Here is a 5777-nt window from a genome sequence, read left to right as displayed (position 1 = left end):
CTTTGCGAGGGTATTGAGACCATCGGTGAGCTGGGCGTCCTGCAAGACTTTGGCGTTCGCCTGATCCAGGGCTACCTGCTGGCCAAGCCCGCGTTCGAGGCTCTGGCCATCCCCGCGCCGATGGTGCCGCGAATTCAAATGGTCGCGTGAGCTCAGATCACCCAGGTCGGTGATTCATAAACTCAACCGGCATTTGCGCTTGGTTTGAGGTGCTGCAGCGCCGCAGCCCTCGTGCAGGCAGGCAGTCTGCGGGATATGACGACGATTTAGCTCTGTACGGCGAACCGCGACCGCTCCCTTGACGCGGACTTCCTGGCCGAGTGGATGGGCGCAGGTGCACAACGCCACTAGGTGATCGAAGTGGCGGATATGCTGGATCCGACGAGGGCACATCACAGGGTATTCAGAGCCCGAGCCGCGCGGATGAGAGATGCTTGGCCGACGCTCACGTCCCGCCGCCCGCACCGCATAGCCGTCCGACAAAGGCTTCTGCCGTCGATCAATCCGAGCCGACTTCTATGCCAAAGACCGACGCTCAGGCTGCGCTTGCGAGTGGCGCCAGGTTGAGCCGTTCGATAAGAGCGACTTTGACCTCTTCGGCACGTTCGTTGTCGACCTGACAGGTGCCGGCCGCCGTGTGGCCACCCCCGCCATACGCGGCGCAGACCGCTCCGACGTCGACGGGCGAGCTACGGTCGAGGATCGACTTGCCGATCGCAAAGACAGTGTTCTGCTTGCGAAGGCCCCACATGACATGCGCCGAGATGTTACACTGGGGGTGCATCGCATAGATCATGAAGCGGTTGCCCGCAAAGATCGTCTCCTCGCTGCGCAGATCCAACAGGGCAAGCGTCCCGTGCACCGCGGTGCAGCGTCGGAGCTGGTCCGCGAAACGCTCGCGGTGGGCTTCATAGAGGGCGACGCGCTCCCGCACGTCCGGCAGAGAGAGAACCTCATCGACCGACAGGTGTCGGCATTTGTCGATGAGCTGCATCATCAGCTCGTAGTTCGACACCGTGAAATCCCTGAACCGGCCGAGCCCGGTGCGCGAATCCATCAGGAAGTTGAGCAGGGTCCAACCGGTCGGGTTGAGGATCTCGTCCTGCGAGAACTGGGCCGAATCGGCCTTGTCCACCGCGTTCATCAAGTCTTCGCCGATGTTCGGGAAGCAAGCCGCGCCACCGAAGTGACGGTAGACCACGTGGGCGGCCGAAGGTGCCGTCGGATCGATGATATGGTTCGGCTGGGGCTCCCCATTGCGATCCATTTCGCTCGAATGGTGGTCGAAGGCCAGGTGGCAACCGGGCACATAAGGCAGGTTGGTGATGATGTCGCGATCCGTGATCGCGATCAAACCATCCTGCATATCCTTGGGGTGGACGAACTTGATCTCCGCAATCAGTCCCGACTCGCGCAGCAGCATGCCGCATACAAGTCCGTCGAAATCGCTGCGCGTGACGAGCCGATAGGGTCCTGAGGTCATAGAGGCGGTCCAGGGTTCACGTTCCACGTGCCGTCAGGCTTAAACCCCGCCGCCTAAACGACTCTGAGGATTCCGCGCGGTCGAAACGAACCTGAAGAATGTGGTGAATCGAGTCTTACTAACGTCTCTATGGCAACTCCTGATCTGTCTGCAACGATCAAGCTACATGTCTGTTTGTCGTGCCTGCATCAATGTTAAAGCCATCGAGTTGCGTCCGGCTGCGATCGAGAAGTGCACTGACCTTGCCCGTGGCAGTGCCGGCTTCCATGGCGAGCTTGCGGATCTCGGATGCGATAAGGGCAAAGCCTTTGCCAGCCTCCTGCGCGCGCGCGGCTTCGATAGCGGCATTGAGCGCCAACAGGTTGGTTTGCCGGGCAAAGTTGCTGATTGTGTCGATAATGCCAACGATCTCGTCCATCATCTGCGTCATGGCGTTCGACGAGGCTGCAATGGCCTTGCGTTTCGGGGTGATGTCGGCCCCGCACATCAGGATCCGTTCGGGCTTATGATCCAGATCCGTCATCACGGCAAAGACCGCCTCGAACCAGAGCGATGGCTGACTTGGGCGAGGCCACTCGACCTCGCGTCGCAATGAGCCCGCTTGCATCAGCTCGGCCATGGCATCCCGATTGAGCAGTTGATCCAGCCGAACTGTGGGTGCAGCCCCGTCGTCCACGATCGCATTCGACCGGATTGGCTCACCCGAGATTCGCCATTCGGCAAGCGCATTCGAACTGCCGATGGCGTCAATCTTGAGATTGAATTCGAGCGAGCTGCGTTTGGTGTCGGTGACATTGGCCTGGATGGAAATAAACTTCTCGATCTTCCCGTCCGGGCCGTGCACCGGGTTGATGGCCAAGCTGATCCAATAAGGCTCTTTCGCTTTCGTGTAGTTCAGGATTTCCTCGTAAAACGGCTCGCCTGAGAGAAGCTTCGCCCGCACCCGAGCGACCGTCGTCTTATCGGTTCCAGGGCCTTGAAGGAGATGCCCGGGCTTTCGTCCAAGCACTTCGTCCCGGGCATAACCGGTCAGCCTTACGAAGCCGTTGTTCACATAGATGATCCGTCCTTCCCGATCGGTGATCACGACGGAGTTTTCCGTTTCGTCGGCCACAAGGGAAAGGAGATTGAACTTCTCGCGCTGTTGAACGAGCGTGGTGACATCGGTCGCGTATTTGACGATTTTGAAGGGGACATCGTTCAGGTCCAGAATCGGATTATACGTTGCCTGAAGATAAACGATGCGACCTCCCTGGCCAAACCGCCGGTACTCGCCCATGTGCGGCTCTCCGGCGCCCAATTTTTGCCAGAAGCGGGCATAATCCGGAGACGCGCGCTCAGACGGCGAGACAAACATCGCATGGTGCTGGCCCACGACTTCGTCGTGTTCAAATCCCATGACATCGAGAAATGTGTTGTTGGCCTCAATGATAGTGCCGTCGAGGTCGAATTGGATCACGGCCTGTGTGCGGCCGATGGCTTCGATCTGGCCAAACGCATCGGCATCGGCAAGCTTGCGAGCTGTGATGTCGGTCGCGAATTTGACGATCTTGCTGGGACGGCCCTCAAGATCGAGGATTGGATTGTAGGTTGCCTGGATCCAGACCTCCTTGCCGCCCTTGCCGTAGCGCTTGAACTCGGCCGCCTGATACTCGCCCGCGCGAAGCCGGTTCCAGAAGTCCGCATAGGCTTGCGAACTTTGTTCATCAGGATCGACGAAGATACGATGGTGGGATCCCACCACCTCCGCCAGCGTATATCCCACGAGCTCCAGGAAGTTGGGATTGGCGGCCAGGATTGTTCCGTCGAGAGAGAATTCGATCGTGGCCTGCGATCGGGAGATGGCAGCGATCTGGCCGGCATGGTCAGCGCTGGTGACGCGGGCCGCCGTGACGTCGGACGCCATCTTGACGATCTTGTAAGGAGTACCGCGTTCGTCGAGCACGGGATTGTACGAGCCCTGGATCCAGATGCTGGATCCATCTTTGCGGATGCGTTTGAATTCCGCGACGGCGGCGATGCCGCGTCTGAGCTCACGCCACAAGGTCTCGTAGGCTTCGGATCGACTGTCGTCCGGACTGACGAACATCCGGTGATGGCGGCCGATGACGTCGGCTCGATCATACCCGAGCAAGGCCAGAAACTTGTCGTTGGCCTCCAGGATCGTGCCATCCAGGGCAAATTCGATGATTGCGAAGGAGCGGTCGAATGCAATGTTTCTGGCTTCGAGCTCCCGGACCTTGTCCTGCAGCTTGGCGTAGTCGGGGCGCCTGAGGTTGAACACGATTCGCTCCGGAGGTGGACGTCAATCGTGACGCCGATTTCTTTAAGAAGCCAAAAAATGATTAAAATCAGTAGGTAACGCTGTGTTTATGGTCAACATTCCTTGTCGGAAACGTGGACATGAAGTCAGCCGGGCAAACGGTCTCGGCGCAATTCCAGCTGCGTCATTACCAACCCAGCGAAATTCTTGAGCAAAGCCTCTTCGCGGCTTTCAAAGGACGCCCGCGGTTTGGTGTCCAGCGCGCAGAGTGCACCGATCCGGAAGCCATTCTTTGTCAGGAGCGGAGCTCCGGCATAGAACCGGATATGTGGGCTGCGCGTCACCAGAGGGTTGTCCTTGAAGCGCAGGTCCTGGCGCGCATCGGGAACGACCATCACCTCATCGCTCATGATGGTGTGGGTGCAAAACGACGTGTCACGCGCCATCTCCCGCGTTTGCAGGCCGAGGCTTGATTTCAGCCACTGTTTGTCCCGACCGACGATCGAGACGATCGCCATGGAGGTTCGAAACATCGTGCTGATCAGCTGGGTGACCTCGTCGAACTGCGTCTCAGGCCAAGTCCCAAGTATCCTGTAGTCCGCCAGCTCCTCAAGACGCGCCTGCTCATTGAAAGCTGGGGCAGGTGCAAGAGCCGTGGCGCGTAAAGGAATCATAAGATGTGCCCGTTCTACTCGAAGCGGTGTGTAGAAACCAATGCCACAATGTTATTATTACTGTATTAATATTTTATACCATTTAATCAATAAAAATACATTGTATATTATAAGTGGAAAGAAGGTTAGAACTCTTTTCAGCTTTGCCTTAAGGCCTTGTTTGTAACTGCTCAGCCCCAACGATGCGGCCGATCCCGAGAATCGCTTCGTGGCAGGTGAACTGGAAGCACGCTGGAACCGTGCCTTGCCCTCTGTTCGCCACCCCACAGCGCTTCGCGCCGTGTGGCCCCTACCGAACTCCGCCCGTGTGGCTGAGTTCGAGGCGCGGATCACCAATCATGACGTCGCGGTGCCCCCACGATCCGAAAGGGCGCCGGTCGGCGGAGACGAATTCGCGCTTGTACTCGGCCAGGACGGGGCCCTGCTGCAGTCGGGGAACGAGGCGCACGCCATAGCGGCACGCATCGTCATGATCCTTGCGGAGCCGTTCGTGGTAGACGGCATCGCGATCCAGATCGGTGCCAGCGTCGGCATCGCGATCCAGGACGTCCCCTTCATGCCTGTGCGTGACCTTATGCACCGAGCTGACGTCGCCCTGTCGCGGGCGAAACTCGACGGTCGCCGATGTGTCCGCACCTTCAAACCAGATATGGATGCGGAGATGCGGGCGCGGGTTTTGCTCGAGCGCGACCTGCGGCAGGCTCTTGCCCAGGACGCAGTCGTGCCGCATTACCAGCCGTTGGTCGATCTCCGGAGCGGTGCGCTGGTCGGGTTCGAAATGCTGGCGCGGTGACCCCACCCAACCCGCGGGATGGTGCCGCCGGACATCTTCATTCCGCTCGCCGAGGATCTCGGCCTGATCGGCGCCCTGACGGACCGCCTGATGCGACAGGCCTGCCGCGAAGCCGCAAGCTGGCCGCATGCCGTTACGCTCGCCTGCAATCTGTCGCCGGTGCAGCTCTGTGACCCTGGTCTCCCCGGGGCTATTCGCGACGTCCTCAAGGAGACAGGTCTCCTTCCGAGCCGTCTTGAACTCGAGATCACCGAAAGCGCGCTCGTCGGCGATCTCGCCCTCGCCCGGGCGTCGCTCGGACAGCTCAAGGTCTTGGGCGTGCGCCTTGCCATCGACGACTTCGGCACGGGCTACTCCAGCCTGAGGCACCTGCACTCGCTGCCTTTCGACAAGATCAAGATCGACCGGGGCTTTGTGGCTGGAATGGCCGGCGACATCGACAGCGGCAAGATCGTCTCCGCCGTGGTGGGACTGGGTCGAAGTCTAGCCCACCTTATTCACTGGCCTGATGATGGGAAGGTGGCGGACGTAGCGTATCGTCTTGAGGCAGCGTAGGATTTGGGT

Annotated in this window: 4 protein-coding genes and 1 pseudogene; 2 read left to right on the top strand and 3 right to left on the bottom strand. The window is 59.5% G+C overall.

The window, feature by feature from the left end:
* Positions 1-535: 535 nt before the first annotated feature.
* The 3 genes from M8523_RS35640 to M8523_RS35630 form a co-directional block, all read right to left on the bottom strand.
* On the bottom strand, positions 536-1483 hold the full coding sequence (locus tag M8523_RS35640; protein ID WP_282589536.1) for an exopolyphosphatase: 948 nt from the start codon (positions 1481-1483) through the stop codon (positions 536-538).
* A gap of 157 nt (positions 1484-1640) precedes the next feature.
* On the bottom strand, positions 1641-3767 hold the full coding sequence (locus tag M8523_RS35635) for a methyl-accepting chemotaxis protein (RefSeq protein ID WP_282589535.1): 2127 nt from the start codon (positions 3765-3767) through the stop codon (positions 1641-1643).
* A 125-nt stretch (positions 3768-3892) separates the two neighbouring features.
* Positions 3893-4420, bottom strand: a complete 528-nt coding sequence (locus M8523_RS35630; RefSeq protein ID WP_282589534.1) for a GAF domain-containing protein — start codon at positions 4418-4420, stop codon at positions 3893-3895.
* Between the two features lie 244 nt (positions 4421-4664).
* Here M8523_RS35630 and M8523_RS35625 point away from each other — a divergent pair, with 244 nt between their 5' ends.
* Both M8523_RS35625 and M8523_RS35620 read left to right on the top strand, forming a co-directional pair.
* Complete coding sequence (locus tag M8523_RS35625) at positions 4665-5213, top strand: diguanylate cyclase domain-containing protein (protein ID WP_282589533.1); 549 nt, start codon at positions 4665-4667, stop codon at positions 5211-5213.
* Between the two features lie 15 nt (positions 5214-5228).
* A pseudogene (locus M8523_RS35620) lies at positions 5229-5768 on the top strand (EAL domain-containing protein); the annotation flags it as partial.
* Positions 5769-5777: the final 9 nt, after the last annotated feature.

Origin of the sequence: Lichenifustis flavocetrariae, assembly GCF_026130545.1 — a bacterium.
GTDB lineage: Bacteria > Pseudomonadota > Alphaproteobacteria > Rhizobiales > Beijerinckiaceae > Lichenihabitans > Lichenihabitans flavocetrariae.
This window is presented reverse-complemented; position numbering and strand designations above follow the sequence as displayed.

What these genes read in the sequence shown, in the direction of transcription:
- M8523_RS35630 (WP_282589534.1), bottom strand. Translation starts at nt 4,420, where the DNA reads ATGATTCCTTTACGCGCCACGGCTCTTGCACCTGCCCCAGCTTTCAAT.
- M8523_RS35640 (WP_282589536.1), bottom strand. Translation starts at nt 1,483, where the DNA reads ATGACCTCAGGACCCTATCGGCTCGTCACGCGCAGCGATTTCGACGGA.